Origin of the sequence: Natrinema sp. CBA1119, from assembly GCF_002572525.1 — an archaeon.
In the GTDB taxonomy this organism is placed as follows: Archaea; Halobacteriota; Halobacteria; order Halobacteriales; family Natrialbaceae; genus Natrinema.
On record NZ_PDBS01000001.1, the window covers coordinates 470,923 to 495,158 of the forward strand.

The following is a 24,236-nucleotide window of genomic DNA, read 5'->3' on the forward strand; positions in this document are numbered from 1 at the left end:
TGGCGAGCGAGTCAGCGTCGTATCGGCACGGAACCGATAGCTCGCCGACTATCGTCAGTCCTCGGTCGTCTTGATATCGGCCGACAGCCCCTGTGCCATCTCGATCTCCCTGGAGTTGTTCATCGTCCACGCCGTCCGCTCGGTGACGGCTTCGATGGCCTCGCGGGCGCTCGGATACCCGTTTCCGGACTTTTTGACGCCGCCGAAGGGAAGCTGGACCTCCGCGCCGATACACGGCAGATTCGCGTACGCGAGCCCGATTTCGGCGCGGTCTCGGAAGTAGTTGAGTTGGCGGTAGTCCTCCGAGATGATCGCGCCTGCCAGTCCGTAGGGGGTGTCGTTATGGATCTCGACCGCGTCCTCGATCGTTCCCGAGTACTCGAGCAGGGCGACGTGCGGGCCGAAACACTCCTCGTTCAGACAGCGCAGGTCGGACTCGTAGTCGATCTCGTAGACGAACGGCCCGACCCAGTAGCCGTTCGCGTAGCTGCCGCTACGCTCACCATCGGCGTCCTCAGAAGCACGTTGTGCTTCTGATGTGCCCACAGAATCGCGTTGCGATTCTGGGACGGCAGTAGCCGCCCCCTCCTCGTGGCCGTCCGGAATCTCGCCGTCCTCGAGTTCGAACCGATCGACCAGCACCTCAGCTCCCTCCTCGCGGGCGAGGTCGTTGTGCCGGCGGATCTTCTCGACGTGATCGGCCTCGATCGCCGGGCCCATGAACGTCGACTCCTCGAGCGGATCGCCGACCGCGATGTCCTCGGCGATGTCGACGAATCGGGCCTTGAACTCGTCGTAGACGTCCTCGTGAACGATCAGGCGCTCGCTCGAGACGCAGCGCTGGCCCGTGGTCTTGAAACTCGACATGATCGCGGCGTGGACGGCGATATCGAGGTCGGCTTCCTCGGTGATGACGATCCCGTTCTTGCCGCCCATCTCGCAGGCCGCGAGTTTGCCGGGTTCGCCGCCGACCTTGCCAGCGATCTCGTGGCCGACCTCGGCGGACCCGGTGAAGAGGACGGTGTCGACGCGCTCGTCGTCCGCGATCGCCGCGCCGGCGTCGCCAAAGCCCTGAACCATGTTGAAGACGCCGTCAGGGATCCCGCTCTCCTCGAACATCTCGGCGATGATCTGGCCACACCACGGGGTCTGCTCGGCGGGCTTCCAGACGACGGTGTTACCCTCGACCAGGGCGATGGCCATGTGCCAGAACGGAATCGCGACCGGGAAGTTCCACGGCGTGATGCAGCCGACGACACCTCGTGGCTTCCGGCGCATGTAGGCGTCCTTGCTGCCGATCTCGCTCGGGACGACGTCCCCGTGCGGGTGGCGTGCGTTGCCAGCCGCCCACTCGACCATGTGCCAGGCCTCGGTCACGTCGGCTTTTCCCTCCGAAATCTCCTTGCCACACTCCTTCGAGACGATTTTCCCTAACTCATCGTGGCGGTTCCGCAGTTCGTGGTAGATGTCCCAGAGGTACTCCGCGCGATCGATGTAGGACAGGGAGCGCCACTCCTCGGCGGCCGATTCGGCGGCCGCGAGGGCGGCATCGACGTCGGCCACCGTCCCGCGCTGGAAGGTCGCCAGCGGCTCCCCGGTCGCGGGGTTCTCGCTCTCGAACGCCCGTCCGGCGTCGGGCTGCGTCCGATCGCCGGCGGGACCGCGTTCCGCGCCGTTCCCGTCGGTCCACTCGCCACCGATGTAGTGGCCGCGTCCCCGTTCGGTGCGTTGCTGGCTCATACGAGATGAAACGGCGGGCACGGTGAAAATCCTGCTGGTGGTTCACATCACACGAACGGACTGCAGGGTTGGATACTCGAAACCCCACCGTTCGTTCGCTCGAGGTCGCTCGTGAGAAACGCGCGAACACGGACGATTCCTCGGGATTCGAGCGCGTCGTGGATCGACCGATAGCTGACTCGGAGAGCCGACCGAGCAACGAACAGTCCCGAACTGGCCAACAACGCAGAAATTCCAGCCGGCGAATTTCCCGACAGTTGCAGGCACGCACGTTTTGCTCGAATGGCCGCTACCTCAGTGTGAGTAACAAATGAGTGACACACCGAACACCGAAACCGGCCGCGATACCCGAACCGACTACAATTCCCTGAACACGGACGCGATGCAGTGGCTGAGCGCCCTCGTCGCGCTGCTCGGGCTCTACCTCGTCGCCTCGCCGTTCCTCTTCGAGGCCACGGACGCGGCGATCTGGAACGATACGCTCGTCGGAACGGCGATCTTCCTCGCCGCGGGCTACAACTTCGTCCGCCTCTCGAGGGACCGATTGGCGAGCGTCGGCGTCGCATCGCTCGCGGTCCTGCTCGGGCTGTGGGCGCTCATCTCGCCCTCGTTCATCGAGATGGGGAGCAGTACGCTCGCGACCGGCACCGCGATCACCGGTCTGCTCGTCGCCGCCCTCTCGGCCTACAACGCCTACGCCAACAACAAGGCCGACACGCCGGAACAAACGCGAGCCCGCGCCTGAATCGACCGGCCCGTTTTTCGATCGGTAAACCGCTCGAGCAGTGATAGCCGACAACTCTCGCTTTTCGAGCCAGCCGAATGCAAGAAGGAGAGAGGCTCGAGAGTACTTAGATCGATCAACCGGCGTGCGGTGGCGCGCGCTGGGCCGCGGTGAATGCGAATGAACCGCGACGCAACGTCGTGCGAGGTCTTCGTGAACGGAGTGAACGAAGGCTTGGAAGACGCTTCGCGTCTTCATGTGGATGAGCGAACGCTAGTGAGCGTTAGCGCGGAACCGGAGGTTCCGCGAACCATGCGAATAGTGCGAGACCGGAGGTCTCGCATACCATGCGAACGGCGGCGGAGCCGCCGTGAGCAGACGGGCGCGCAGCGCCCGTGAGCAGAATTCGGTTGGGGAGGGCGTGGCGATTCCCTGGTGCCACGATAGCAGGACGGTTGTCTCACGAGATTCCATCAAAACGTACCGACCCGTCTACACGCCCGATTATCGATCCTCGTCCTCGCCGCGGTCTTTCGTAACCGTCCGGTCCCCCTCCGGCGGGGCCTCCTCGGTATCCGGATGCCGCTCCGCGCCGGACTCCGTCATCCCCTCGGTCGACGGCTCGAGGCCCTGCCCGGTCCGCCCCTCCTCGCTCGATGCCGGCTCGTCGGGCGCACCCGGCTGCGGACCCAGCGTCCGCTGCTCGTCGCTATCGCCGCGCGCGTCGGTACTCTCGTCGCGCTCGATGACGGGATCGGTGCCCTCCTCGGCCGGTTCCGCCGGCAACGAGCGCTCGTCCTCGAGCCGAATCGCGGTCTCGGTGATCTCGCTAACGGCGCTCTCGTCCATCGGGACGATTTCCTCGTCGGTCTCCCACTCGAGGATCGCCCGGATCGTCCCCGTCGCCCCCTCATTCGCGTCGACGTAGGCCGTTTCGGCCTCGGTCATCCGAACGGTTCCCAGCGGGTCGCCGCCGGCGGTTTCGACACGCTTGCCGACATCGTCGTCGGTGAACGTCGCGCACATACGTCGGCGTAGCGCCAGATCGCGAAAACTCGTGGTGCCTGCACTGGCCGGTCCGTCGGCGATGGGAGTCCAGTCCTCGGCGAGCAAGGGACAATCGTCGTCGATCGTCGACGGTCTCGAAACGGACCCAACGCGGGTCACTGCTCGCCGAGATCGGCCGCCTTCTCGAGTTCGCTGCGGAGCGTCGTCGAGTCGAACTCGTGGTCGGGGCGGAGGCGGACGAAATCGAGGAACTCCCGCGCCGAGAGCAGTTTCGTGGGGTCGTACACCGTCGCGGCCGCGTCGACGGCGTCTCGGGAACCGATTCGGGGCTCGAGGACGGCCAGCGCACAGGCCAGATCGTACGCGGTCGTCTCGTCTGCGCGGTCCTCGTGGACGCTGGTCGCGTCGATGAAGTAGAACTCGCCGTCACAGAGCAGAATGTTTTCGGCCCGCAGATCACCGTGGGCGAGCCCGTGCTCGTGGAGAGTGGCGAGCATCGCGAACAGTTCGGGGGCTCGCTCGGCGACGATGTCGTCTGAGACGTCGTCGAGGGACTCGAACTCGGGGAGATACTCGAGGACGAGTACGCCGAGCCCGTTGACCTCGAAGGCGTCGATCGGCCGGGGCGCGTTGACGCCGATCTCCTGCATGCGCTCGGTCGCGTCGTACTCGTGTTCGACCATCTCTCGAGGAGTGTCGAACCGGTCGAAAAACCCCTCCGTCCCGGAGGAGAACGCGCCGACGTTCCGACCGGTCGTCAACACCGCGTGAACCAGGGCGTTCTGCCGGGAGACGATCTTGACGAACCACTCGTCGTCGATAACGCACGGGGTTGAGAGCCAGTTGTCGGCCTCGAGGAACTCCACGCGGACGCACTCGCGGTCGTAGCGGTCCGCCAGCGTCCGGACGACGCGCTCGATGCGGCTCCACTCGACGGTCCCTCGCGCGAGCCGGCGGATGTCCATACGTTTCAGTCAGGAGCGTCGGCGTTAAATGCGTCCCGAACTGTTACCGGCCGGACGTGTCCCGCGTTCGGCGGTCGGCGTTCCGTGACCGGGTTCCGGGCCCGTATGGGAGGTCCGGGCTGGAGCACCGGATCCGGACTCGGAGCGCGATTCGCTGCCGATCGTACGACTACGACTATTGACAGAACAACAAGGTTAACACTCGAGACATCCTATTTGAAGGAAATGTTTGCGATCGACGATTTGAGTGACGCTATCGACGTGACTCGGGAGTTTCTGACGCCGGTCCGTCCCTGGATGTGGCTCAAACTGGCGCTCATCGTCTTCTTCGTCGGCGGTACCGGATTCGGCGGCTCGTCGTTCTCCGGTGGCGGCGGCGGGATCGGCGGTGAGACGCCACCCGACACCGGAACTGATCCGATGACGAGCGTCGATTTCGCCGAGTGGCTGCCGATACTGATCGCGATCGGGGCGATCCTTCTCGTCCTCGGCCTCGGATTCCTCTTCGTGAGTTCGCTGTTGGAGTTCACGCTGCTCGAGTCGCTGCGTTCCGAAGAGGTTCACGTTCGCCGCTACACGTCGCGCAACGTCGGCCGCGGTACCCGGCTCTTCGGATTCCGCGTCGCGCTCGGGCTGATCGCGTTGCTTCTCCTCGGCGGTCCCCTCGTCGCGATCGTCCTCTCAACCTCGGACGGTATCGCGTGGGGATTGATCGGCCTGTTCATCCTGTTTGCGATCCCGGTCGGCATCGGGTTCGCCATCGCCGACCGGTTCACCACCGTTTTCGTCGCACCGACGATGCTCGAGCGGGAGCTCGGCGTCCTCGCCGCCTGGAAACGGTTCTGGCCGACACTGACCGGAAACTGGAAAGAGTACGTCGTCTACCTCCTACTCGTCTGGGTGCTCCAGTTAGTGATCGGCTTCGCGACGACGATCCTCCTCATCGTGCTGTTGATTCCGTTCGTGATCCTCCTCGTCATCCTCCTGCTCATCCCGTTCGTGAACCTGCTCGCCCTGCTGTTCATCCCGCTGTTCATCCTGTTGTTCGTCCTTCTCAGCGCGCTGATTCAGGTGCCGGTCGTCACGTATCTGCGATACTACGCGCTGTTGGTCCTCGGCGACACGGACTCGGAACTCGATCTGATCCCAGAGCAGCGAGCGGCGGTCCGCGACGGCGGTTCGGACCGCACCGGCGGAGCGGGCGCTGGCTGGGACTCCGGTGGCGACGGTCCCGATGACGATGGTCCCGACGGGGACGGGCGCGGTCGGGACGACGAGTCCGATCCGTGGGGCCGCGACGAGTCTCGAGACGACGGGTGGAACGATACGGACGACACCGACTCGCGGGACGACACCGGTTGGGACGACACCGACTCGCAGAACGGCACCGACTCGAGCGAGTCGGACGACGACCGCGGCTGGTAGCGGTCGGCCCGTTCACGGTCGGCGGTGCGTTTATTCCTCGCCCCGGCAAGTATCGCATATGCCCGTCGAGCTACCCGACGAACACCGGATGATCCGGGAGACCGTCAGGGACTTCTGTGAGACCGAGATCGAACCGATCGCCCAGGAGATCGAGGACGAGCATCGGTTCCCCGCGGAAATCTTCGAGCAACTCGCCGACCTCGACATGATGGGCGTTCCGATCGACGAATCGTACGGCGGTCTCGGCGGCGATACGCTCATGTACGCGCTCGTCGCCGAGGAACTCGGTCGCGTCTCCGGCGCGATCGGGCTCTCCTACGTCGCCCACACCTCCCTCGCCTCGAAACCCATCGAACTGTTCGGCACGAGCGCACAGAAGGAGCGCTGGCTGCGCCCGCTCGCGGAGGGCGAGTACGTCGGCGGCTGGGCGCTGACGGAACCCGATAGCGGCTCCGACGCGTCCGACATGGACACCCGGGCGAGGAAAGAGGGCGACGAGTGGGTGCTCGACGGGACCAAACAGTTCATCACGAACGCCTCCGAGGCCGGCTCGATCCTCGTCAAGGCGGTCACGGACCCCGACGCGGGCTACGACGGCATCTCGACGTTCATCGTCGATCCCCGCGAGGACGACGGCTTCGAGGTGACGACGACCTGGGAGAAGATGGGACTCAACGCCTCGCCGACCTGCGAAATTTCGCTCGAGGCCGTTCGGCTCCCCGACGACCGCCTGCTCGGTGCGGAAGGCGACGGCTGGGAGCAGACCAAGAAGACGTTAGACGGCGGCCGCATCTCGATCGCCGCGCTCTCGACGGGGCTCGCCCAGGGTGCCTACGAACACGCGACGGCCTACAGCAAGGAGCGCGAGCAGTTCGGCCAGCCGATCTGCGAGTTCGACGCGATTCGGGACACGATCGTCGATATGTACCGCAAGACCGAACGAGCGCGACTGCTCACCCGCCAGGCCGCCCGGAAATACGACCAGGGCGATCCGGTAACCAAGGAATCGGCCCTCGCGAAACTCGACGCCAGCGAGGCCGCCCGCGAGGTCGCCGAGGACGCCGTCCAGGTGCTGGGCGGCTACGGCTACACCACCGATTTCGCCCCGCAGCGATTTTACCGCGACGCGAAGCTCATGGAAATCGGCGAGGGAACCAGCGAAATTCAGCACCTGGTGATCGGTCGAGAACTCGGGCTCTGACGGGCACGCGGTCAGATCGACGACCGCGTCGTGGGTACCGGCCGATCGACCGTCTCGAGGCCGAACGGGAACACTCCGTCGAGACGGCGTTAGCCGAGGACGCCGTCGTCGCTTTCGTTGTCGCCGCTGCCGTCGTCACTTTTGTTGTCACCGCTGCCGTCGTCGCTTTCGTTCGAGTCGCTGTTCCCGCCGTCCTCGGAACCGCCGGTCGAGTCGTCTGGATCGACGTCGGTGGTCACCGATTCGGTGAGCGTCGCGATGTTCGGCCGCTCCTGGCTCTGTAGGCGCTGGGGGTAGACGCCGATGGTCACGAGCAGGTCGTCGTCGGCCTCGACGGCCTCGGTGATGTGAATGTCGACCGCGAGTTCCTGCCCGTCGAACGTCGCGTCGGCGCTGAACCGCGACTGGGTCGTCGACTGGTCGAGGATCGTGACGTCGCTGTCTCCCTCGTGGGAGATGTCGTTGATCCCGTCGTAGTTGCTCCTGACGAGGTCGATGAGTTCCTGGGTCGACATCTCCCCGACGGGGTTGAGTTCTCGGCCGAAGATGTTGACCTGCGGGGTCGTCAACACGTTGTAGATGGCAGCGCGCCGCTCGCCGAGCCCCATGATCCCGACCTGTTTTTCGTGTTTGGTCATGTAATTGATGACCGTGACGGTCTCGTTCGTGGGACCGACGTCACGCTCGATGGAGAGCTCCTCGATCTCGGTTTGCTCGTAGCCGGTTTCCTCGCGGGCGGCGGCCTCGACGCCCGCAGGTGAGGACTCGTGTTCGGCCATTCCAATCAATCCCAGACAGCCCGACAGGCTCGCGAGGCCGGCGACCCCGAGGCCCGCGATGACGCTTCGTCGATTCAGTTGTCGATCCATTTCCCACCATGTGGTGTTTCAGGTGGTAAGTGTTTATTGGAACGACGACTGTCTGTCAATATGAAATCGTTTTTCCAGTAGCATTCAGAGCGAATAGGGGCGGCTGGCAGTCACTGCATCGAACACGCCGGACAATTTCGGCAAGCCCCCACGAACAAAAGAGTCGACGGAACGGACGGCAAAGCGCTCCCCGAAACTACTGCTCGAGTCGCGAAAACGGCCGTCGGCTCGCTATCAGGGCCAGCTCCCGGCTTCCGCGAAGGCGTCGGCGACGCGCTGGATCGCGACGACGTACGCCGCGGTCCGGGGGTTCTCGAGGTCGTGTTCCTCGTAGGTGTCGACCAGCGCGTCGAAGGCGTCGACGATGACCGTCTCGAGTTCCTCGTTGACGCGCTCTTCCGACCAGTAGAAGCGCTGGCGGTTCTGGACCCACTCGAAGTAGGAGACGGTGACGCCGCCGGCGTTCGCGAGGATGTCCGGGATGACGAAGACGTCCTTCCCCTCGAGGACCTCGTCGGCCTTCGGAGTCAGCGGCCCGTTCGCGGCCTCCGAAATGACGTCCGCCTCGACGTCCTCGGCGAGGTCGGCGTCGATGGCGTTCTCGAGTGCGGCCGGAATCAGCAGGTCGACGTCGAGCGTGAGCACGTCCTCGTTCGTGATCTCCTTGCGTCCCTCGAAGCCGACGACGCTGCCCGTCTCGTTCTTGTGATCCTTCGCCGCGACCGGATCGAAACCGTCGGGGTCGTAGATACCGCCCGACGAGTCGCTGGCGGCGACGACGGTCGCGCCCATCTCGTCGATCAGTTTGGCGGCGATCCAGCCCGCGTTGCCGTAGCCCTGGACGGCGACGGTCGCGCCCTCGAGATCCTTGTCGAGGTAGTCGAACGCCTCGCGCGCGGCGATAACCGTCGAGCGGCCGGTCGCCTCGACGCGGCCCTCGCTGCCCCCGGAGTCGAGCGCCTTGCCCGTGATGACCCCCGGCTCGGTCGTGTTCTCGAGGCTCTCGTAGGTGTCCTTGATCCAGTTCATCTCCCGCTGGCCCGTGTTCACGTCGGGCGCGGGGATATCGCGGTCTTCGCCGATCAGGGGGCGCAGTTCCCTCGCGAACGAGCGGGTGAGCCGCTCGAGTTCCGCTTCGGAGTAGTCGTCGGGATCGAGAACGATGCCCCCCTTGCCGCCACCGAGTGGAATGTCGACGATCGCGGTCTTGTAGGTCATCCAGCCCGACAGCGCCTTGACCTCGTCGCGGGAGACTCCCGGGTGGTAGCGGATGCCGCCCTTGTAGGGGCCGCGGTCGCCGTTGAACTGCGAGCGGAAGGCCGTGAACCGCTCGAGCGTTCCGTCGTCGCGTTCGATCGTGAGGTTGGTCTCGAGGACCCGTTCGGGATGTTTGAGCCGCTCGATCACGTCGTCGCCCACGTCGAGAACGGCTGCAGCATCGTCTATCTGCGATTGCAGGCTCTCGAATGGGTTGACATCCTCGCTCATGCACCGATGGTTTTGGCGACCGGGGGATAAGCGTAGCGAATATCTATCACGGAATACGTCGTTCATCCAACCGTCTCGGCGTAATTACCTTTTATATTGGCCATTCGGTCGCCGTTCCGCCGGTCACCGTTCCTCGGCCGCCTCGCCCCGGTCTCGGATTCGCTCGGCGCGTGCGATCAGCGGCGCGTCGATCATCTCGCCGTCGACCACGAAGACGCCCCGCCCCTCGGCGTCGGCCTCGCGTTTGGCCTCGAACACGCGGTCGGCCCACTCCCGTTCCTTGGCCGACGGCGTGAACGCCTCGTTGATCGGCCCGATCTGTGCGGGGTGAATCGCCAGCTTGCCATCGTAGCCGAATCGAACGGAGCGGTCGGCGTCTTCGCGGAGTCGCTCCTCGTTCTCGAAGTCGGTGACGAGGGTGTCGATCGCCGCGCAATCGTTCGCGGCCGCCGCGAGGACGACCCGCTCGCGCGCGTAGCACACCTCGAGACCCTCCGCGGACCGCGTCGCGCCGATATCCGCCGCGAGGTCCTCCGCGCCGAACGCGAGTGCGTCGGTCGCGGGAACGGCCGCGATTTCCGCTGCAGCGAGGATCCCAGCCGCGCTCTCGAGCAGTGCGAAGACGGGCAGGGACGCGTCGTGGTCGTCGAGTTCGTCGACGAGCGCACGGACGTCGTCGGGCGAGTCGACTTTCGGGAGCATGAGGCTCTCGAGGGCGTCTTCGCTGTCATCGAGCAACTCATCGAGATCGTCCGCTGCGGCTGTCCCCGCGGCCGCGTCGATCGCGTTGACCCGAACGCAGACCTCGCAGTCGGGATCGAAATCGGGATCCGACAGCACGTCTCGAACCGCCTCGCGGGCCTCGGCCTTGCGTTGCGGGGCGACGGCGTCCTCGAGATCGAAGATGATGACGTCCGCGCCGGACTCGGGCGCTTTGCGACACATTTCGGGGCGATCGCCGGGGGTGAACAGAATGCTTCTGCGGGCCATACCGTTCGGTTGATCGTCCACGGACAAAGTCGTTGAGTCGTCGGCTCGAGGCGAGCGACGAGAGAAAACTGACGAGTGAGACGAAACAATCGAAGCGGGACGACCGGGACGGGGCGAGTGGGGTTGGCTCGAGCTACGTCGCCTCGAGGAGATCAGAGCGGGGCCGCGACCGCCGGTCGATGGTCGTTCCGCAGTCGGGGCAGACGAGCAGTCGATCACTCCCGGTCGTCGCGATATCCCAGTCGTCGGGGAGGGGGCCTTCGTGACTGCACTCGGGGCAGAAGAGGACCATCTTCGGGCGCTCGGGCGGCGGGTGTGAATCGTCGCGGTACGTGTAGGTCGACATTATCATTGCTAGGGACTCGACGTGAATAGGAGTTGTGTGAGACGAACGACCGTGACGAACAGTGACTCCCGTAGTGGGCAGCCCTGCGTACTAAGCCGGTGGTCGTGGTCGGTCGCTACGTGTCCATCGAGAGTACCAATCCGGCGACGGGAGACGTGATCGATCGCTTTGAGGAGACGTCGGACGAGGAGCGAGACGAACGCCTTCGGCGGGCGAGCGAGACCTTCGAGGAGTGGAGCGAGACGCCGATCGAGACGCGCCAGCGACTCCTGGCGAACGCGGCCGACGTCTTGCGGGAGAACGAGGACGACTACGCCGAACTGATGACCGAAGAGATGGGGAAACCCATCGGCCAGGCCCGCGACGAGGTCGCAAAGTGTGCGTGGGTCTGTGACTACTACGCCGAGACCGCCGCCGAACACCTGCAGGACGAGGTGATCGCGAGCGACGAGCGCGCGCGGACGGTCGTCGCCTACCAGCCGCTGGGGCCGGTACTGGCGATCATGCCCTGGAACTTCCCCTTCTGGCAGGTGTTCCGCTTCGCCGCCCCAAATCTCGCCGCGGGCAACGTCGGTCTGCTGAAACACGCCTCGAATGTCCCCGGCTGCGCGCAGGCCATTCAGGATGTCTTCGAGCAGGCGGGATTCCCCGAGGGCGCGTTCACGTCGCTGCTGATCAGTTCCGACGAGATCGACGCGGTGATCGAGGACGACCGCATCGCGGGCGTCACCCTCACGGGCAGTGACGGCGCGGGTCGGGCCGTCGCCGAGACCGCCGGCAGCCAACTCAAGAAAAACGTCCTCGAGCTGGGCGGCAGCGACCCGTTCGTCGTCCTCGAGGACGCGCCGATGGACGAAACCGTCGAGACGGCGGTGCAGGCCCGACTCATCAACAACGGCCAGTCCTGTATCGCGGCCAAGCGCTTCATCGTGGTCGACGACGTCTACGACGAGTTCCTCGACCGGTTCGTCGACGAGATGGCGGCCCAGACCGTCGGTGATCCGATGAACGAGGACACCGACATCGGCCCGCAGGCCCGCGAGGATCTCATGGAAGACCTCCACGAACAGGTCGAGGAGACGCTCGAGCAGGGCGGCGAACTCGAACTCGGCGGCGAACCGATGGATCGCGACGGCGCGTTCTACCCGCCGACGGTGCTCACCGACGTTCCCGAAAACGCGCCCGCGGATCAGGAGGAACTGTTCGGCCCCGTGGCCACGGTCTTCCGGGTCCCTGACGAGGAAGCCGCCATCGAGAAGGCCAATGACACCCGGTTCGGGCTCGGCGCGAGCGTCTGGACGGACGACCTCGAGCGCGGCGAGCGTGTCGCCCGCCGGTTCGAGTCGGGGCTGGCGTTCGTCAACGAACTCGTGAAGTCCGATCCCCGACTCCCCTTCGGCGGCGTGAAGGACTCGGGCTACGGGCGAGAACTCTCCCGACACGGGATTCGGGAGTTCGTCAACACGAAGACGATCTGGGTCCAGCAGGACGCCGGCGAGGAGACCGGGATGGTCGAGTAACGCCGATCGATCGCGAGGCGACGGCGGGGCGCTCGAGCGAGACGCCGGGTTTTCGCCTCGAGCGCGACACCACGTTTTTGTAGGTACTGCGAGACACCGGACCTATGACGGGACTGTACTACGAGGAGTTCGCCGTGGGCGAGACCATCACCCACGAGCGCCGGCGGACGATCTCCGAGAGCGACAACCAGCGCTTTTGCGACATGACGATGAACCAGCAGCCCCTCCACCTTGACGGGGAGTTCACGGCCGACACCGAGTTCGGCGAGCGGCTGGTCAACGGCCTCTACACGATGAGCCTGGCCGTGGGCGTTTCGATCCCGGAGACGACCGACGGAACGATCGTCGCGAATCTCTCCTACAACGACGTCGAACACCCGAACCCGGTCTTTCACGGAGATACGATCCGCGCCCAGTCGACGGTTACCGACAAGCGCGAGACCAGCGACGGCGAGCGCGGGATCGTCACCATGCACGTCGAGGCGTTCAAAGCGAACGATCCGGACGAACCCCTCGTCTGCGAGTTCGACCGGACCGTGCTCTCGCTGAAACGCGAGCGCGCGGCCGACGACGGAGAGGACGCGCGATGAGTTCCGAAATCGAAACCGACGGCGTCGACCCCGCCGACCTCGAGTGGCTCTCGCTGGACGACGACGAAGAAATCGTCTGGGCCGGCGGTCCGGACCGGCGAACGCTCATTCCGGCGTTCGCGATCGGAATTCCGCTCGCGATCGTCCTGATCGGGATCATCATCATCGCCAGCGAGTACCTCCGCGTGACTAACACCCACTACGTGGTGACGAATCGCGCGCTGTACGCGAAGACCGGCGTGCTCTCGCGGGACGTCAAGCGGATCGAACACGAGAAGGTACAGGACATCTCCTACAGCCAGAGCGCCCTTGGGGCCCACTTTGGCTACGGGAACGTCGAGGTCAGCACCGCCGGCGGTTCCGGCGTCGAAATGGCCTTCAAATCCGTACCGGACCCGAAAGCCGTCCAGCAACGGATCAGCGAACGGGTCGACCGCAACCGCGGCGAGCCCGCGGACGGCCACTCGAGCGAGGACACGCTCGCGGCAATCCTCACCGAACTACGGGCGATTCGGGAGGCCGTCGAGGACGACCGATCCGTTCGAGCGAACGGTGGCGACGCCGACGGAACCACGGATCGAACGGCCGACCGAAGCGACGATCGAACGGCCGACCGAAGCGACGATCGAACGGCCACCCGGAGCGACGATCGAACGGCCACCCGGAGCGACGATCGAACGGCCACCCGGAGCGACGATCGAACGGCCACCCGGAGCGACGATCGAACGGCCACCCGGAGCGACGATCGAACGGTCGATCGGAAAGATGATCGACGGTGAAACGAGCATGACACGGACGAATCCATCTGATTCGGTGGCGGAGTCAGGAGGGTCGTCCGACGCAACGGCCGCTCCCGGCGATCCGACGGCGGTCCCGGACTGGCTCCCGCTCGAGTCCGAGGGCGGCGAGCGGATCCGCTGGCGGGGTAGCCCGCGAATACAGACCGTGCTCCCGTGGGCGGCGTTCGCACTCGTCGGAACGGTGGCGGTGCTGGCCGCGGTCGCTACCGAGATGCTTCCGGCCCTCGCGGTCGTCGGGATTCCGATCGTCGTCGCGCCGGCGCTGTGGCAGTACGCCCGCGTCTCGCGGACGGCGTTCGTCGTCACGAATTCGGTGGCCGCGACCCGCCACGGCGTTCTCGGGATCCGAGTCCGAACCGTCTCCCTCGAGCGGATCCAGAACACGACCGTCGAACAGGACCCGATCGGTCGCCTCGTCGGCTACGGTACCGTCACGATCGAGACGGCCAGCGGCTCGGAGCTCGCCTTCTGGAACGTCGAGGAGCCGGCGCGAATCCGCGAGCGACTCGAGGCCGAACGAGAGCGCCTAACGGGTGGCGAGATTCCGGGCCGACCCGAGCAGTGGGGCGCGATCCTCGAGGAGGTTCGGGAGTGGCGACGCGTCGCAGAGCGGCGTTCGTGAGCAGGAGAGGGCCGTCAACCGGCCGGCCGTCAACAGCCACGAACGCGCGACAGTGTACCGACGGTACCGATCCGACCGATTCGAGTTAGTGAACTGCGATCGTTCCCACCGCACTCGACTCGTCCGACCCACATCTGTATGCAGCCATCTCCTCGGTCGCGGTAAATTCGAACCACCGTTCGCCGTCTTCCCCGTGGATCTGCTCGGTCGCGAGATCGCCGACGACGGTCCCGTCTGCATCCACGATCTCGAGATTGTGCGTTCCACCGTCTCCCGCAGTCCACCCGATCTCGTAGGATTCGCCCTCCTCGAGTGCGAACGGCGGGTTCTCGAACCCCTCGATCTTCGACGGCGCAACGGCGACCCAGTCGGTCTGTGCCTCGAGTTCGATCCGCGTTCCCGGCTCGATCACCTGATGGCCGTCCGGCCCGACCGCATCGACCCCTGCGGGTTCTTCGACGGTCGTCTCTCCGAACCGACCGAATTCGAATTCGACCTCGAGCTCCATCGTGATCTCATCGTTTTGCCCGCTCTGTGTCGTTCGATACCGATGAATTCGGCCCCTCTCGTCGACGAGAACGAGTCCGTCACCGTCGGTCTCTCCGTCCGGAAACCCTCGCGGGATCAGCTCGGAATCGATCCCCGACAGACGGTACTCGTGAAGGGGACCCGTCTCGTTCGATCGCGTTCCACGGTATTCGGCGACGGCCTCGAGCAGCCAGTCACCGATCGGCTCGAGCGAGTCCTCGATGAGGTCCGCTGCCGATTCCTGTTCGAGGGGACCCGGATAATCGGTCGCTCGATGGTCGCCGTCGATGTAGACCACCCGCTCCAGCGAGGGGGTGGGACTCCCTCCGCGCCGCGATCGCACGACGCGTTCCGCGCTCGGTTCGGCCCGGATCTCGAACGCGTCCATCGTCACCGGTGACTCCCTGGAGTCATCGATCTCCGGAACATCGACGGAGAGCTGACGGTCGTATTCGCCGGTGAAAGACGTCGCCGTCACGGCCGCTTCGTGCGCCTCGAGGAGCGCGTCGGAATCGTCGACGCCGTCGGCGCTCAGCCCGGGTGGAAATTCGATGCCCGTCGAGTCGGCGAACGGATTCAGACACCCTGCCAGACCGACGAGGCCGAGTGAGGTCCCGCGGCGGAGCCACTGTCGTCGAGTCGACGTTCGAGAGCGAGCCATAGCGACACTTCTGCCGGTATCCCGTATAAACTCGGAGACGCGCGGAACGGACGACCGCGGTTCGTCCGCGTCGCGGCCGCCGACCGCTCCGTATCAGACCGTCGAGCGATCAGAGAACGAGCGAAATCATGTACAGGTTCACCATCGCGGCGACCAGCCAGGGTACTGCGAGTCCCGCCGGAACGATCGGACGGTACGCCTGCTCGAGGAGCGGGCGACAGACGAGGCCGACGCCGATCGCGAACGCCTTCAGCGCGAGCATCCCGGCCAGGCCGTACCCCTCGATCGCGCCGCGGGCGGCCGGGTTCGACTCGGACAGTCCGAGGTGGAGGCCGACGAACGTCGTCGCGACGTCCGCGATGAGGGCGAGCGCGACGAACGCCCAGCACAGTCGCTCGAGAGAGACCGGCGTGACGTCGCCGGGCAGGCGGCGGCGCAAGAACGCGCCCTCGGAGCTCATAGCCTCCCTCCCGGAGTCGAACCGGAGCCGTCCCACTGGGAGCACGCTCCAGTTCCAGCGTTCGATGTATTGTTATGTCAGTCATAGGCCGGCAGCCGCCATCGGTAAGTCGTCGTAACTATCGGCCGACTCGAGCGAGAGCGGATCCGCGAGCGAGTATACACTGATGGACGAGCGGTTCACTGGACGGTATCCGTGTCAATCACGGCTTACCCGACAACGGGACTTGCAGTGCGACGCGAGAAGCGAACGGATACCGTTTAGAACGGTTCGTCAACGGAAGCGTTTCGAGCGGTTCGTCAGTTCTCGCGTGCGCGCTTGAGGAAGGCGACCGCAGCGCCGATTAGCGCGAGGTTCTGTAGGAAGGACGTGAGTTCTTCACCGCGTGACTCGGCGTCGACGTTCCAGAAATCGTGCATGACGGGCGTGACTCCCGCGAAGAACGCGATCACGCTTCCGGCGGACAGCTTCGGAAGCCGCCAGAGACCGATTCCGACGCTTCCGCCGAGGAGCAGTCCGGTCGCCGCTGGCACGAGATTGTTTGCCGAAGGGACGCCTTTCGCGTCCGCGTAGGCGATACGCCCCTCGAGGTTCATGAGATTTCGAACCGCGAGAACGGCGAGCCCGGTCGCGAAGAGGAGACGACCGAACCGAGACGGTGTACTATCGATGGGAGAATCGTGTTCCGACATCGTTCGGTGACAGGGGCCTGCCTGTGATAACCCCTGCCTTCGTCGAAGCGTCTGCCGCGACCTCGGTCGCGGGTCGGGAGTTCGGGATTCGGGCCCCGATTCCGGCTATCGCTCGCCCGCCGTCAGAGGATCGTCCCGTGTTTCTTGTCGGGCAGGGACTTCTCGACATCGGCGTAGAAGTCGAATCGGGCGGCGAGTTCCTCGCGCAACGTGCTCGGCGGGACGAGTTCGTCGATGACGACCTCGCTGGCCATCCGATGGACGTCGATGTCTTCGCGGTACTCCTCGCGGAGCCGTTCCTCCATCCGCTCGCGCTCCTCGGGGTCGTCGATTTCGGCGAGCTTGCGGGCGTAGACTGCGTTGACCGCCGCTTCGGGGCCCATGATGGCGATCTCGCCCGACGGGAGACCGATGACGCTCTCGGGATCGTAGGCCGGGCCACCCATCGCGTAGATCCCCGCGCCGTAGGCCTTGCGGACGACGACGGTCTGTTTGGGGACCGTCGCCGAGGACGTCGCGTAGATCAGCTTCTTTCCCTGCTCGAGAATGCCCTCTTTCTCGACCTGTGAGCCGGCCATGAAGCCGGGGGTGTCACAGAGGTAGAGTAAGGGAATATTGAACGCGTCCGACTTCCAGACGAATTCCGCTGCCTTCTCGGCCGCGTCGGGGAAGATTGCGCCGGCGCGGTGGGCGGGCTGATTGGCGACGATACCGACCGGGCGGCCGTCGATCCGGGCGTAGGCCGTGATAATTTCCGGGCCGTAATCGGGTCGTAACTCGAAGTACGACCCCTCATCGACGAGCCGGTCGATCACGTCGGTCATGTCGTACCCCTTGTTCGGCTCCTGTGGGACGACGGCGTCGATTCCGTCTGGAGACTTCGCGGGTGCCGTCGGCTCCCGTTTCGGCGGCTTCTCGTCGGCGTTGTCCGGTAAATAGGTGATCAGTTGGGCCACTAGCTCGCGCGCGTGTTCCTCGTCCCTCGCGATCAGGTCCGCCGAGCCCGACTCCCGCATGTGGACCTGCGGACCGCCGAGTTCCTGCAGGTCGATCTCCTCGCCAGTGACCATCCGTACCATTCGCGGGGACGCGATCGCCATCGCGGACATCCCCTCGACCATAATCGTGAAGTCCGCGAAGACCGGCGTGTAGGCCGCACCGGCGATCGAGGGACCGTAGAGCACGCAGATCTGTGGCACCCGCCCGGAGAGCATCGAGTGATTGTAGTAGTACTTCCCGATCCCCTCCCTGTTCGCGAAGAAGCCGGTCTGCTGATCGATCCGGCCGCCAGAGGAGTCCATCAGGTAGCACACCGGATTGCCCGTCTTGAGCGCTCTCTGTTGCATCCGGAGAAACTTCTCGACACCCTTGGCAGCCATGCTGCCCCGTTTGACGGTGTAATCGTTGGCCATGACGTGGACGTCCCGCCCCTCGAACGTCGCCGCGGCCGTGATGAGCCCGTCCGCCGGCAATCGGTCGGCGTCAGCAGCGGCTCCGTCCTCGTCAACGTCGTCCTCGCTACCGCTCTCTCCGTCCACCTCGTCCCTGACGTCGTCGGTCCCCGCACCGCTGGGATGCCAGTCGTCGAACGCCGCGAACGTGCCGTCCTCGAAGCGCAACTCGCTGTCCTCGCCGGCGAACCACAGCTCGAGCCGGTCGCGGACGAACAGCTTCCCCTGCTCGGGAAGTTGCTCTTTGTACTTCTCGGGGCCACCCTCGAGGATGTCGTCGATCTCGTCCCACAGGCGTTCCTCGCGTTCGGTCGGTCCGAGATCGGCGTCACCACGATCGGCGTCGGGTCGATCGCGCTCATCGTTCCGCGCGGTCGGACCGCCGTCGGTCGGTGCGACCGCGTCTTCCTCGAGGTCGTGGACCGCCGTGGGCTCCGTCTCGTCGCCGACGTACACCGAGACCGATTCGTCGAGGTGTTCGGCGAGAGCGGTGGCGATCGCCACCGCTTCGTCGTCGGCGGCACCAGCCGCGATACGAACTCGCATGCTCCCACCTGTGTCGGGCGGCGGGATACCGTTTTCGCCGCGGCGGGCTCGAGTTGCGGGCCGATCGGCTCGGGAACGCTGACGGCACAGTCGGAGGAGAGGGCGGTTCGCGCCGGGTCGATTGCCAACCGATCCGGAGGTCGCCGCGAGCGGATGAGGAGGATGCGTCGCGGTCGCGGCGCGAACCGGTCGAGAGTGCGTCGTGCCTCCGCGGTCACCAACACGGAGACGGGCGATACTGATCGGCCGCGTGTCACGAACGCTCGCGTTCAGTCGTGCAGTCATTATATCCGGCTGCCGTCGCCGACGGTGACTGCAGTTCCGTCGGCGGCACCTGCAGGCAAAATCCCTTTGCTCGATTTCGGCGTTTACTTCGACGGTTACCGATCCCGTTCCGCGACGCTTGCGATCGGTCCGTTCGACGGGTTGCAGTGGCGGAACGGGACAGTAGCGAGGATCAGTATCGCGACATGTCCGAGGCGCACACCGAGCAGTCAACCCAGCGACTCGCAACGGTTCGAGACCGAATCGATCGCGGAATGGACAGACGTTCGTTCCTTCGGACCCTCGTCAGCGGCGGGTACGCCCTCGGGATGGCCGCGTGGCTCGGCGTCGACGACTTCCTCGCGGCCGACGACGGCGAGGTGCCCGTGGTCACGGCCCTCGTCAGAGAGGACCCCGACGATCCCTGGTCGATACGGGAACGAACCCGGACGGTCCCCGCGGAGTGGTACGCCGCCGTCGAGTCCGCCTTCGAACTGAATCAACGGCTGGCGCGTATCGCCTTTACCGGCTATCTCGGCAGCGCAGTCGTTCCCGGCGACCACGAGAGTGGGACCGCCACCGTCTCCGTCGGCGTCTCGGGAGACGGCCACTCCGTCTCCGAAATGGTCGGCGAACTCGCCGAGGGAATCGATATCAAGGCCGAAACGATCATCGATGTCGGCGATATTCAGAACGGTCCGGAGCACCGCGAACCGCGACTCGCCGATGCCATCCCGGACGGCGGAGTCCCGAGCGGCGTCGCCTGCGAAACCCCCTCAAGCATGGCGACGCTCGGGCCGGCGCTGTATCACCCCGACGGGCAGCGCCAGTTTTTCGTGACGGCCGAACACGCGTTCATGGACGACCACGACGCAACCGACGGCACACTCCACCTTCCTCGCGAGGAGCGAGACGCCATCGAACTGGGGACCGTCGCACACTATCATCCCGCCGAGGACGTCGCCGCCGTCGAGCCGACCGGCCGAGTCGAGCCCACCAGCCGGATCGAGACACCGAGACAACCCCGCGTTCGCGGTCAGTTTACCAAGTTCGGCCTCGCCGATCTCGTCGCCCGGGACGCGGAACTCGAGAAAGTCGGCGCGCTGTCCGGCCACACGACGGGGAAGATCCAGGGGATCGACGCGGTGACCTGTTTCACCGACGAGTTCTGTCGCCGCGGACAGATCCGCTGGGGCGGCGAGATGGACCTGACCGACGGCGACAGCGGCTCCGTGAGCTATCACCGCGATCCGGAGGGCGAGGACGAGGACGTCCTCGTTGCGGGCTTCAACAACGCTCGCACCTGGTGGCCCGGACAGAGCTACGTCTGGGGTGTCGGGGCCTATCGACTGACCGAACAACATGGCTACCACTTCTGATCGACGACGAACCGAACCGCGCCGATACGACCGACCGACGCAGCATGAGTAACGATACCCCTCGCACCTCGAGAAACGGACGCGCTCGACGGGCCCTCACCGCCGTCACGAGCGGCGGCCTGCGCATTCTCGTCGACCTGCTCGTCGTCTCGCTGTGGGTCCTGTTCCTGACGCTCGTGTTCCTCGAGAACGGGTGGCCCCGCTGGGCGTTCTACGCCCTGCTGCTCGGCGGAGTTGGGCTCTACGTCGCCCTCACGGCGGCCTGGATCGGCGCGGAGCACGAAAATCGAAACGAATCGAAATGAGTCGAAGTGAGCCGTGACGCCCCCGCTCCGCTCGCCGGCTACGCGAGCGCGTCCTCGAGCCGGTCGATCAACTCGTCGTTGCCGACGTGGACCGGCGTCCGGTCGTGGAGATCGTCGGGCTCGACGGACAGCAGCGACTGCACACCGTTCGAGGAGCGCCCGCCGGCCTGCTCGACGACGTAGCCGATGGGGTTCCCCTCGAACTGCAGCCGAAGCTTGCCTTCTGGCCGGGACTCGAGGCCCGGATAGCCGAAGGTGCCGCCGTAGGTGAGCACCTGATTGACGTCGCCGATCAGCGCGCCGCCGTAGCGGAGTTTGAGCTCCGATTCGATCTCGCGGGCGTGTTCGCGGAAGTCGTCGGGCCAATTGGGGACCCGGCCACCGAAGCCGTAGACGACCGGCTCGTCTGGCAGGGCGAGATCGCGGTCGACGACCGTCCGCTCGCCGCCGGAGAGTTCGTACTCGGTGACGATGTCGTCGGTCGCGATCACCATCGTCGTGATCGGCCCGTAGAGGACGAAGCCGGCGGCGACGAGGGTCTCACCGCGAGCGGGAAGCGCGGCGTCGTAGACGCCGAAGATCGTTCCCATCGTGTTGTTCGATTTGAGATTCGAGGAGCCGTCGAGCGGATCCACTGCGACGGCGTACGCGTCGCTCGCAGCCGGATCCGCACCGCAGTCGACGGCTTCGGCGCGTTCCTCGCTGGCGTACTGGCCGACACCGTCTATCTCGGCGAGCCGATCGCCCAGCAACTCGTCGGCCCAGATATCGGCCTCGGCCTGGGTCTCGCCGCTGGGGTTTTCCTCGTCGACCGTCCCGCGGCGGCCGATCAGTCCCTGCCGGATCTCGGTCGCCGAGCGACTGATCGTCGCCACGACGCTCTCGACGACTGGGTCGGAGACCGTCATCCTATTCGGTGGCCTCGAGTGCGGCGTCGGCGGTCGCCTCCTCGTAGATGACCTCCTCGAGCGCGTCGAGGATCCGCGTCGGATTCTCCCGCTGCCAGACGTTGCGGCCGACGGCGAGTCCGCTCGCGCCGGCGGTGACGGCGGACTCGACGGTCGAGCAGAAGTCGTAGTCGGAGGTCTTCGAGCCGCCGCTCATGACGACCTTCATGTCGCCCGCGGCCTTGCAGGCGTGTTCCATCGCGTCGGCGCTGCCGGGGTACTTGACCTTCGCGATGTCGGCACCGACCTCGAGGGCGATGCGCGTGGCGTAGGAGATCGTGCTCGGCTTGGTGTCGTTCTTGAGTCCCTGGCCGCGTGGATAGGACCACATGACGACGGGGAGGTCGTACTCGCGAGCCTTCTCCTGAACCCGGCGGAACTCCTCGTACATCTCGACTTCGTGGTTCGACCCGCTGTAGACGGTGAAGCCGACCGCGTCGGCACCGATCTCGGCCGCGTAGTCGACCGAGCAGTTGATCGCCGAGTCGGGCTCGCCCATCCACATGTTCGAGGTCCCGTTGAGCTTCACGAGGAGATTGACGTCGTCCTCGTAGCTCGGATAGTAACCCTCCGCGATCCCCTTCTGGACGGCGATCGACGTGACGGCGTCGTGCGTCGCCGTCTCGAAGACCGTCGACGGATCGAGTTTCTCCGGGACCGCCTCGAAGTCGACGGGGCCGTGCTCGAGCCCGTGGTCCATCGCCAGAATCAGTGACTTGCCGTCGCGAACGATCGGAGAGTCGTCGATCGGAATCATCTGTTAGACGGTCCAACAGGCCGCTATAAATCTCTGATGATCCGGGTTATAGAAATTCCATACAAAAGTAGTAATTTCGGTTTGCATCGTCTGCCAGTCGTGTCAAAAACGGACAATTCGTTTCGACTCCCCCGTCGAAAGTAACTACTTGAGTAGTTCGCGCGCGTTGTGACGCCACGTTCGGACGTGCAACACGTTCAGATCCAGGAGGCGTGCGACCGTCATCGCGTCCACCGTCGCCAGTCGTTCTGCCGAGCGGACGCCGGCCTCAGCCAGTGCGTCGGCGTCGTCGGGACCGACACCCGCCACCGCCGTGACGGGCGTCGGCTCCGGATACGGACGCTCCGTCGGTCGCTCCCGTCCGACCGAGATCGGCTCCGTGTGGTCGTATTCGAAGGCCTGCCAGTCCTCGTCGCCGCTGACGGCGATCCACTCGCGCTCGGCGTCGCCGAGCCCGCGGACTTCGCTCGAGCGGCGCTCGAGGTCGCCGTCGGATTCGAACGACCACGACAGCGAGAACCGCCGTCGGAGGGCATCGGCGACCGACTCGTCGACCCCTTCATCCAGTAACAGGCGATAGGAGTACTCCTTTTCCGCGACCGCGTCGGTGTCGATATCGACGGTTTCGAGGGCCTCACGCTCGGCGGGCTCGAGCGCGGAATCGGGTGCCGTCTCGAGCTCGTGGGCCGCTTCGGCCGCCTCGGCCGACTCGTCTTCCGCTCCCTCGTCGAACTCGAGTTCGATGGCGTCGTCGGCGTCGCCGTCGATACTCGAGTCGTCGCCGCTGACGTCGACGGTGATTCCGATATCGACGACACCGGTCTCGTCGGTCGTGTCCTCACTCGTTGTCCCCGTTCCCGCGTCGCTGGCGACGTTTTTCTTGCTCACGCGATCCACCGGATATCCGTAGCTCACACTCTCGCATCTTGAAACTTATCCTCGGCCCGTCGACCCGATACCCGTTCGTTCTGTCCCGACCGAGTGTTCCACGGTGCGACGGACCGTTCACCGGCACGCTTACGGCTCCAACGGGGGAAGCGTCCGTATGGTTCGCGAACGAATCGACCGGATCGGCGTCGTCGGCGCGGGCACGATGGGCAGCGGTATCGCACAGGTCGCCGCCACGCACGGCTATAACGTGGTGATGCGCGACATCGAATCGGAGTTCGTCGCGAACGGCTTCGACACCATCGACGACAGCCTCGAGCGACTCGCAAATCGAGAAAGCCTCGAATCGGACCCCGAGACGATCCGCGACCGGATCGAGGGAACGACGCTCCTCGAGGACCTCGCGGACTGCGACCTCGTGGTCGAGGCCGCACTCGAGGAGTTAGACATCAAGCGGGAGATCTTCGCCGACCTCGAGCGGATCTGTGACGAAGACATCCTGCTGGCGACGAACACGAGCACGATCTCGATCACCTCGATCGCGGCCGACCTCGAGCACCCCGAGCGCGTGATCGGCCTGCACTTCATGAACCCCGTCCCGATCATAGAGGGCGTCGAGATCGTGGTCGGCGAGAAGACGACCGAGACGGCGACCGCGCTGGCCCACGACCTCGCGGAGGACCTCGAGAAGACGACCTGGGAGGCCGACGACAAGCCGGGCTTCGTCACCAACCGTATCCTGATGCCCTGGATCAACGAGGGGATTCGGGCCTACGACGAGGGCGTCGCCACGAAAGCCGATATCGACGCGGGGATGGAACTCGGAACGAACGTGCCGATGGGGCCGCTCACTCTCGCGGATCACATCGGACTGGACGTCTGCCTCCACGCCACCGAAACGCTCCACGATGAGTTGGGCGACCGCTACAAACCCGCCTACCTCCTCAAACGAAAGGTCGAGGCCGGCGACCTCGGGAAGAAGACGGGACGGGGTTCTACGAGTACGACTGACCGAACCGCAGTCGTCCGGCGGTGTCGTCGATCCGGTATCGTGTCGTCCGGAAGAGTCG

Annotated in this window: 23 protein-coding genes and 1 pseudogene; 10 read left to right on the top strand and 14 right to left on the bottom strand. The window is 65.4% G+C overall.

All coding sequences use genetic code 11. The features are described 5' to 3' along the window. Window positions 1-54: 54 nt before the first annotated feature. Window positions 55-1,740 carry an aldehyde dehydrogenase family protein gene (locus CP556_RS02285; RefSeq protein WP_098724149.1) on the bottom strand — a complete coding sequence of 562 codons (1,686 nt, stop codon included), beginning with the start codon at window positions 1,738-1,740 and terminating at the stop codon, window positions 55-57. A gap of 310 nt (window positions 1,741-2,050) precedes the next feature. On the opposite strand from CP556_RS02285, the gene CP556_RS02290 reads away from it, so the two are divergent. Then, window positions 2,051-2,485: an SPW repeat domain-containing protein gene (locus tag CP556_RS02290; protein ID WP_098724150.1), complete on the top strand. Its 435-nt coding sequence runs from the start codon at window positions 2,051-2,053 to the stop codon at window positions 2,483-2,485. 483 nt (window positions 2,486-2,968) lie between these two features. Here the strand turns inward: CP556_RS02290 and CP556_RS02295 are convergent, their stop codons facing one another. Next, the gene (locus CP556_RS02295; RefSeq protein ID WP_098727249.1) at window positions 2,969-3,490 is read right to left on the bottom strand and encodes a hypothetical protein; all 522 of its coding nucleotides are present in this window, start codon (window positions 3,488-3,490) and stop codon (window positions 2,969-2,971) included. Between the two features lie 137 nt (window positions 3,491-3,627). Next, window positions 3,628-4,437 (bottom strand): RIO1 family regulatory kinase/ATPase domain-containing protein, encoded by an 810-nt coding sequence (locus CP556_RS02300; RefSeq protein WP_098724151.1) that lies wholly within the window; start codon window positions 4,435-4,437, stop codon window positions 3,628-3,630. Between the two features lie 225 nt (window positions 4,438-4,662). On the opposite strand from CP556_RS02300, the gene CP556_RS02305 reads away from it, so the two are divergent. Both CP556_RS02305 and CP556_RS02310 read left to right on the top strand, forming a co-directional pair. After that, the gene (locus CP556_RS02305; protein ID WP_098724152.1) at window positions 4,663-5,862 is read left to right on the top strand and encodes a DUF7544 domain-containing protein; all 1,200 of its coding nucleotides are present in this window, start codon (window positions 4,663-4,665) and stop codon (window positions 5,860-5,862) included. 58 nt (window positions 5,863-5,920) lie between these two features. Next, window positions 5,921-7,063, top strand: coding sequence for an acyl-CoA dehydrogenase family protein (locus tag CP556_RS02310; RefSeq protein WP_098724153.1), 1,143 nt, complete (start codon window positions 5,921-5,923; stop codon window positions 7,061-7,063). An 89-nt stretch (window positions 7,064-7,152) separates the two neighbouring features. Here CP556_RS02310 and CP556_RS02315 read toward each other — a convergent pair whose 3' ends face one another. The 4 genes from CP556_RS02315 to CP556_RS02330 form a co-directional block, all read right to left on the bottom strand. Beyond that, complete coding sequence (locus tag CP556_RS02315) at window positions 7,153-7,920, bottom strand: DUF6517 family protein (protein WP_098727250.1); 768 nt, start codon at window positions 7,918-7,920, stop codon at window positions 7,153-7,155. Between the two features lie 246 nt (window positions 7,921-8,166). Next, window positions 8,167-9,420: a Glu/Leu/Phe/Val family dehydrogenase gene (locus CP556_RS02320; RefSeq protein ID WP_098724154.1), complete on the bottom strand. Its 1,254-nt coding sequence runs from the start codon at window positions 9,418-9,420 to the stop codon at window positions 8,167-8,169. Between the two features lie 123 nt (window positions 9,421-9,543). Next, window positions 9,544-10,410 carry an HpcH/HpaI aldolase/citrate lyase family protein gene (locus CP556_RS02325; RefSeq protein ID WP_098727251.1) on the bottom strand — a complete coding sequence of 289 codons (867 nt, stop codon included), beginning with the start codon at window positions 10,408-10,410 and terminating at the stop codon, window positions 9,544-9,546. A 133-nt stretch (window positions 10,411-10,543) separates the two neighbouring features. Further along, on the bottom strand, window positions 10,544-10,756 hold the full coding sequence (locus tag CP556_RS02330; protein WP_098724155.1) for a DUF8106 domain-containing protein: 213 nt from the start codon (window positions 10,754-10,756) through the stop codon (window positions 10,544-10,546). Between the two features lie 119 nt (window positions 10,757-10,875). Here CP556_RS02330 and CP556_RS02335 point away from each other — a divergent pair, with 119 nt between their 5' ends. The 4 genes from CP556_RS02335 to CP556_RS02350 all read left to right on the top strand — a co-directional run bounded on the left by CP556_RS02335 (window position 10,876) and on the right by CP556_RS02350 (window position 14,288). After that, window positions 10,876-12,276: an NAD-dependent succinate-semialdehyde dehydrogenase gene (locus CP556_RS02335; protein WP_098727252.1), complete on the top strand. Its 1,401-nt coding sequence runs from the start codon at window positions 10,876-10,878 to the stop codon at window positions 12,274-12,276. Between the two features lie 104 nt (window positions 12,277-12,380). Continuing rightward, window positions 12,381-12,866 carry a MaoC family dehydratase gene (locus CP556_RS02340; RefSeq protein WP_098724156.1) on the top strand — a complete coding sequence of 162 codons (486 nt, stop codon included), beginning with the start codon at window positions 12,381-12,383 and terminating at the stop codon, window positions 12,864-12,866. After that, window positions 12,863-13,645, top strand: coding sequence for a PH domain-containing protein (locus tag CP556_RS02345; protein WP_098724157.1), 783 nt, complete (start codon window positions 12,863-12,865; stop codon window positions 13,643-13,645). Before CP556_RS02340 ends, CP556_RS02345 begins: the two co-directional genes overlap by 4 nt. Before the next feature lie 7 nt (window positions 13,646-13,652). Further along, the gene (locus tag CP556_RS02350; RefSeq protein WP_098727253.1) at window positions 13,653-14,288 is read left to right on the top strand and encodes a PH domain-containing protein; all 636 of its coding nucleotides are present in this window, start codon (window positions 13,653-13,655) and stop codon (window positions 14,286-14,288) included. Window positions 14,289-14,373: 85 nt separating this feature from the next. Here CP556_RS02350 and CP556_RS02355 read toward each other — a convergent pair whose 3' ends face one another. The 4 genes from CP556_RS02355 to CP556_RS02370 all read right to left on the bottom strand — a co-directional run bounded on the left by CP556_RS02355 (window position 14,374) and on the right by CP556_RS02370 (window position 18,626). Then, window positions 14,374-15,477, bottom strand: a complete 1,104-nt coding sequence (locus CP556_RS02355; RefSeq protein ID WP_098724158.1) for a plastocyanin — start codon at window positions 15,475-15,477, stop codon at window positions 14,374-14,376. Between the two features lie 109 nt (window positions 15,478-15,586). Next, a complete protein-coding gene (locus tag CP556_RS02360) occupies window positions 15,587-15,937 on the bottom strand; it encodes a DUF5658 family protein (RefSeq protein ID WP_098724159.1) in 351 nt (116 codons plus the stop codon). A 299-nt stretch (window positions 15,938-16,236) separates the two neighbouring features. Next, a complete protein-coding gene (locus CP556_RS02365; protein WP_098724160.1) occupies window positions 16,237-16,629 on the bottom strand; it encodes a DoxX family protein in 393 nt (130 codons plus the stop codon). Between the two features lie 122 nt (window positions 16,630-16,751). Beyond that, complete coding sequence (locus tag CP556_RS02370; protein WP_098724161.1) at window positions 16,752-18,626, bottom strand: acyl-CoA carboxylase subunit beta; 1,875 nt, start codon at window positions 18,624-18,626, stop codon at window positions 16,752-16,754. A 470-nt stretch (window positions 18,627-19,096) separates the two neighbouring features. Between CP556_RS02370 and CP556_RS02375 the strand changes: the two genes are divergently transcribed. Further along, window positions 19,097-20,269: a hypothetical protein gene (locus CP556_RS02375; RefSeq protein ID WP_098727254.1), complete on the top strand. Its 1,173-nt coding sequence runs from the start codon at window positions 19,097-19,099 to the stop codon at window positions 20,267-20,269. 44 nt (window positions 20,270-20,313) lie between these two features. Further along, window positions 20,314-20,574, top strand: a complete 261-nt coding sequence (locus CP556_RS02380; protein ID WP_098724162.1) for a DUF8119 family protein — start codon at window positions 20,314-20,316, stop codon at window positions 20,572-20,574. Window positions 20,575-20,612: 38 nt separating this feature from the next. Here CP556_RS02380 and CP556_RS02385 read toward each other — a convergent pair whose 3' ends face one another. The 3 genes from CP556_RS02385 to CP556_RS02395 form a co-directional block, all read right to left on the bottom strand. Then, window positions 20,613-21,482: a class 1 fructose-bisphosphatase gene (locus tag CP556_RS02385; protein WP_098724163.1), complete on the bottom strand. Its 870-nt coding sequence runs from the start codon at window positions 21,480-21,482 to the stop codon at window positions 20,613-20,615. 1 nt (window position 21,483) lies between these two features. After that, the gene (locus CP556_RS02390) at window positions 21,484-22,278 is read right to left on the bottom strand and encodes a class I fructose-bisphosphate aldolase (protein ID WP_098724164.1); all 795 of its coding nucleotides are present in this window, start codon (window positions 22,276-22,278) and stop codon (window positions 21,484-21,486) included. 144 nt (window positions 22,279-22,422) lie between these two features. Continuing rightward, on the bottom strand, window positions 22,423-23,166 hold the full coding sequence (locus CP556_RS02395; protein WP_098727255.1) for a hypothetical protein: 744 nt from the start codon (window positions 23,164-23,166) through the stop codon (window positions 22,423-22,425). A gap of 157 nt (window positions 23,167-23,323) precedes the next feature. Between CP556_RS02395 and CP556_RS02400 the strand changes: the two are divergent. Then, window positions 23,324-24,177, top strand: a pseudogene (locus CP556_RS02400) (3-hydroxyacyl-CoA dehydrogenase family protein). Window positions 24,178-24,236 lie beyond the last annotated feature (59 nt).

What these genes read in the sequence shown, in the direction of transcription:
- CP556_RS02320 (WP_098724154.1), bottom strand. Translation starts at nt 9,420, where the DNA reads ATGAGCGAGGATGTCAACCCATTCGAGAGCCTGCAATCGCAGATAGAC.
- CP556_RS02305 (WP_098724152.1), top strand. Translation starts at nt 4,663, where the DNA reads ATGTTTGCGATCGACGATTTGAGTGACGCTATCGACGTGACTCGGGAG.
- CP556_RS02365 (WP_098724160.1), bottom strand. Translation starts at nt 16,629, where the DNA reads ATGTCGGAACACGATTCTCCCATCGATAGTACACCGTCTCGGTTCGGT.
- CP556_RS02345 (WP_098724157.1), top strand. Translation starts at nt 12,863, where the DNA reads ATGAGTTCCGAAATCGAAACCGACGGCGTCGACCCCGCCGACCTCGAG.
- CP556_RS02360 (WP_098724159.1), bottom strand. Translation starts at nt 15,937, where the DNA reads ATGAGCTCCGAGGGCGCGTTCTTGCGCCGCCGCCTGCCCGGCGACGTC.
- CP556_RS02370 (WP_098724161.1), bottom strand. Translation starts at nt 18,626, where the DNA reads ATGCGAGTTCGTATCGCGGCTGGTGCCGCCGACGACGAAGCGGTGGCG.
- CP556_RS02285 (WP_098724149.1), bottom strand. Translation starts at nt 1,740, where the DNA reads ATGAGCCAGCAACGCACCGAACGGGGACGCGGCCACTACATCGGTGGC.
- CP556_RS02375 (WP_098727254.1), top strand. Translation starts at nt 19,097, where the DNA reads ATGTCCGAGGCGCACACCGAGCAGTCAACCCAGCGACTCGCAACGGTT.
- CP556_RS02380 (WP_098724162.1), top strand. Translation starts at nt 20,314, where the DNA reads ATGAGTAACGATACCCCTCGCACCTCGAGAAACGGACGCGCTCGACGG.
- CP556_RS02355 (WP_098724158.1), bottom strand. Translation starts at nt 15,477, where the DNA reads ATGGCTCGCTCTCGAACGTCGACTCGACGACAGTGGCTCCGCCGCGGG.
- CP556_RS02390 (WP_098724164.1), bottom strand. Translation starts at nt 22,278, where the DNA reads ATGATTCCGATCGACGACTCTCCGATCGTTCGCGACGGCAAGTCACTG.
- CP556_RS02300 (WP_098724151.1), bottom strand. Translation starts at nt 4,437, where the DNA reads ATGGACATCCGCCGGCTCGCGCGAGGGACCGTCGAGTGGAGCCGCATC.
- CP556_RS02295 (WP_098727249.1), bottom strand. Translation starts at nt 3,490, where the DNA reads ATGTGCGCGACGTTCACCGACGACGATGTCGGCAAGCGTGTCGAAACC.
- CP556_RS02310 (WP_098724153.1), top strand. Translation starts at nt 5,921, where the DNA reads ATGCCCGTCGAGCTACCCGACGAACACCGGATGATCCGGGAGACCGTC.
- CP556_RS02350 (WP_098727253.1), top strand. Translation starts at nt 13,653, where the DNA reads ATGACACGGACGAATCCATCTGATTCGGTGGCGGAGTCAGGAGGGTCG.
- CP556_RS02385 (WP_098724163.1), bottom strand. Translation starts at nt 21,482, where the DNA reads ATGACGGTCTCCGACCCAGTCGTCGAGAGCGTCGTGGCGACGATCAGT.
- CP556_RS02325 (WP_098727251.1), bottom strand. Translation starts at nt 10,410, where the DNA reads ATGGCCCGCAGAAGCATTCTGTTCACCCCCGGCGATCGCCCCGAAATG.
- CP556_RS02330 (WP_098724155.1), bottom strand. Translation starts at nt 10,756, where the DNA reads ATGTCGACCTACACGTACCGCGACGATTCACACCCGCCGCCCGAGCGC.
- CP556_RS02290 (WP_098724150.1), top strand. Translation starts at nt 2,051, where the DNA reads ATGAGTGACACACCGAACACCGAAACCGGCCGCGATACCCGAACCGAC.
- CP556_RS02340 (WP_098724156.1), top strand. Translation starts at nt 12,381, where the DNA reads ATGACGGGACTGTACTACGAGGAGTTCGCCGTGGGCGAGACCATCACC.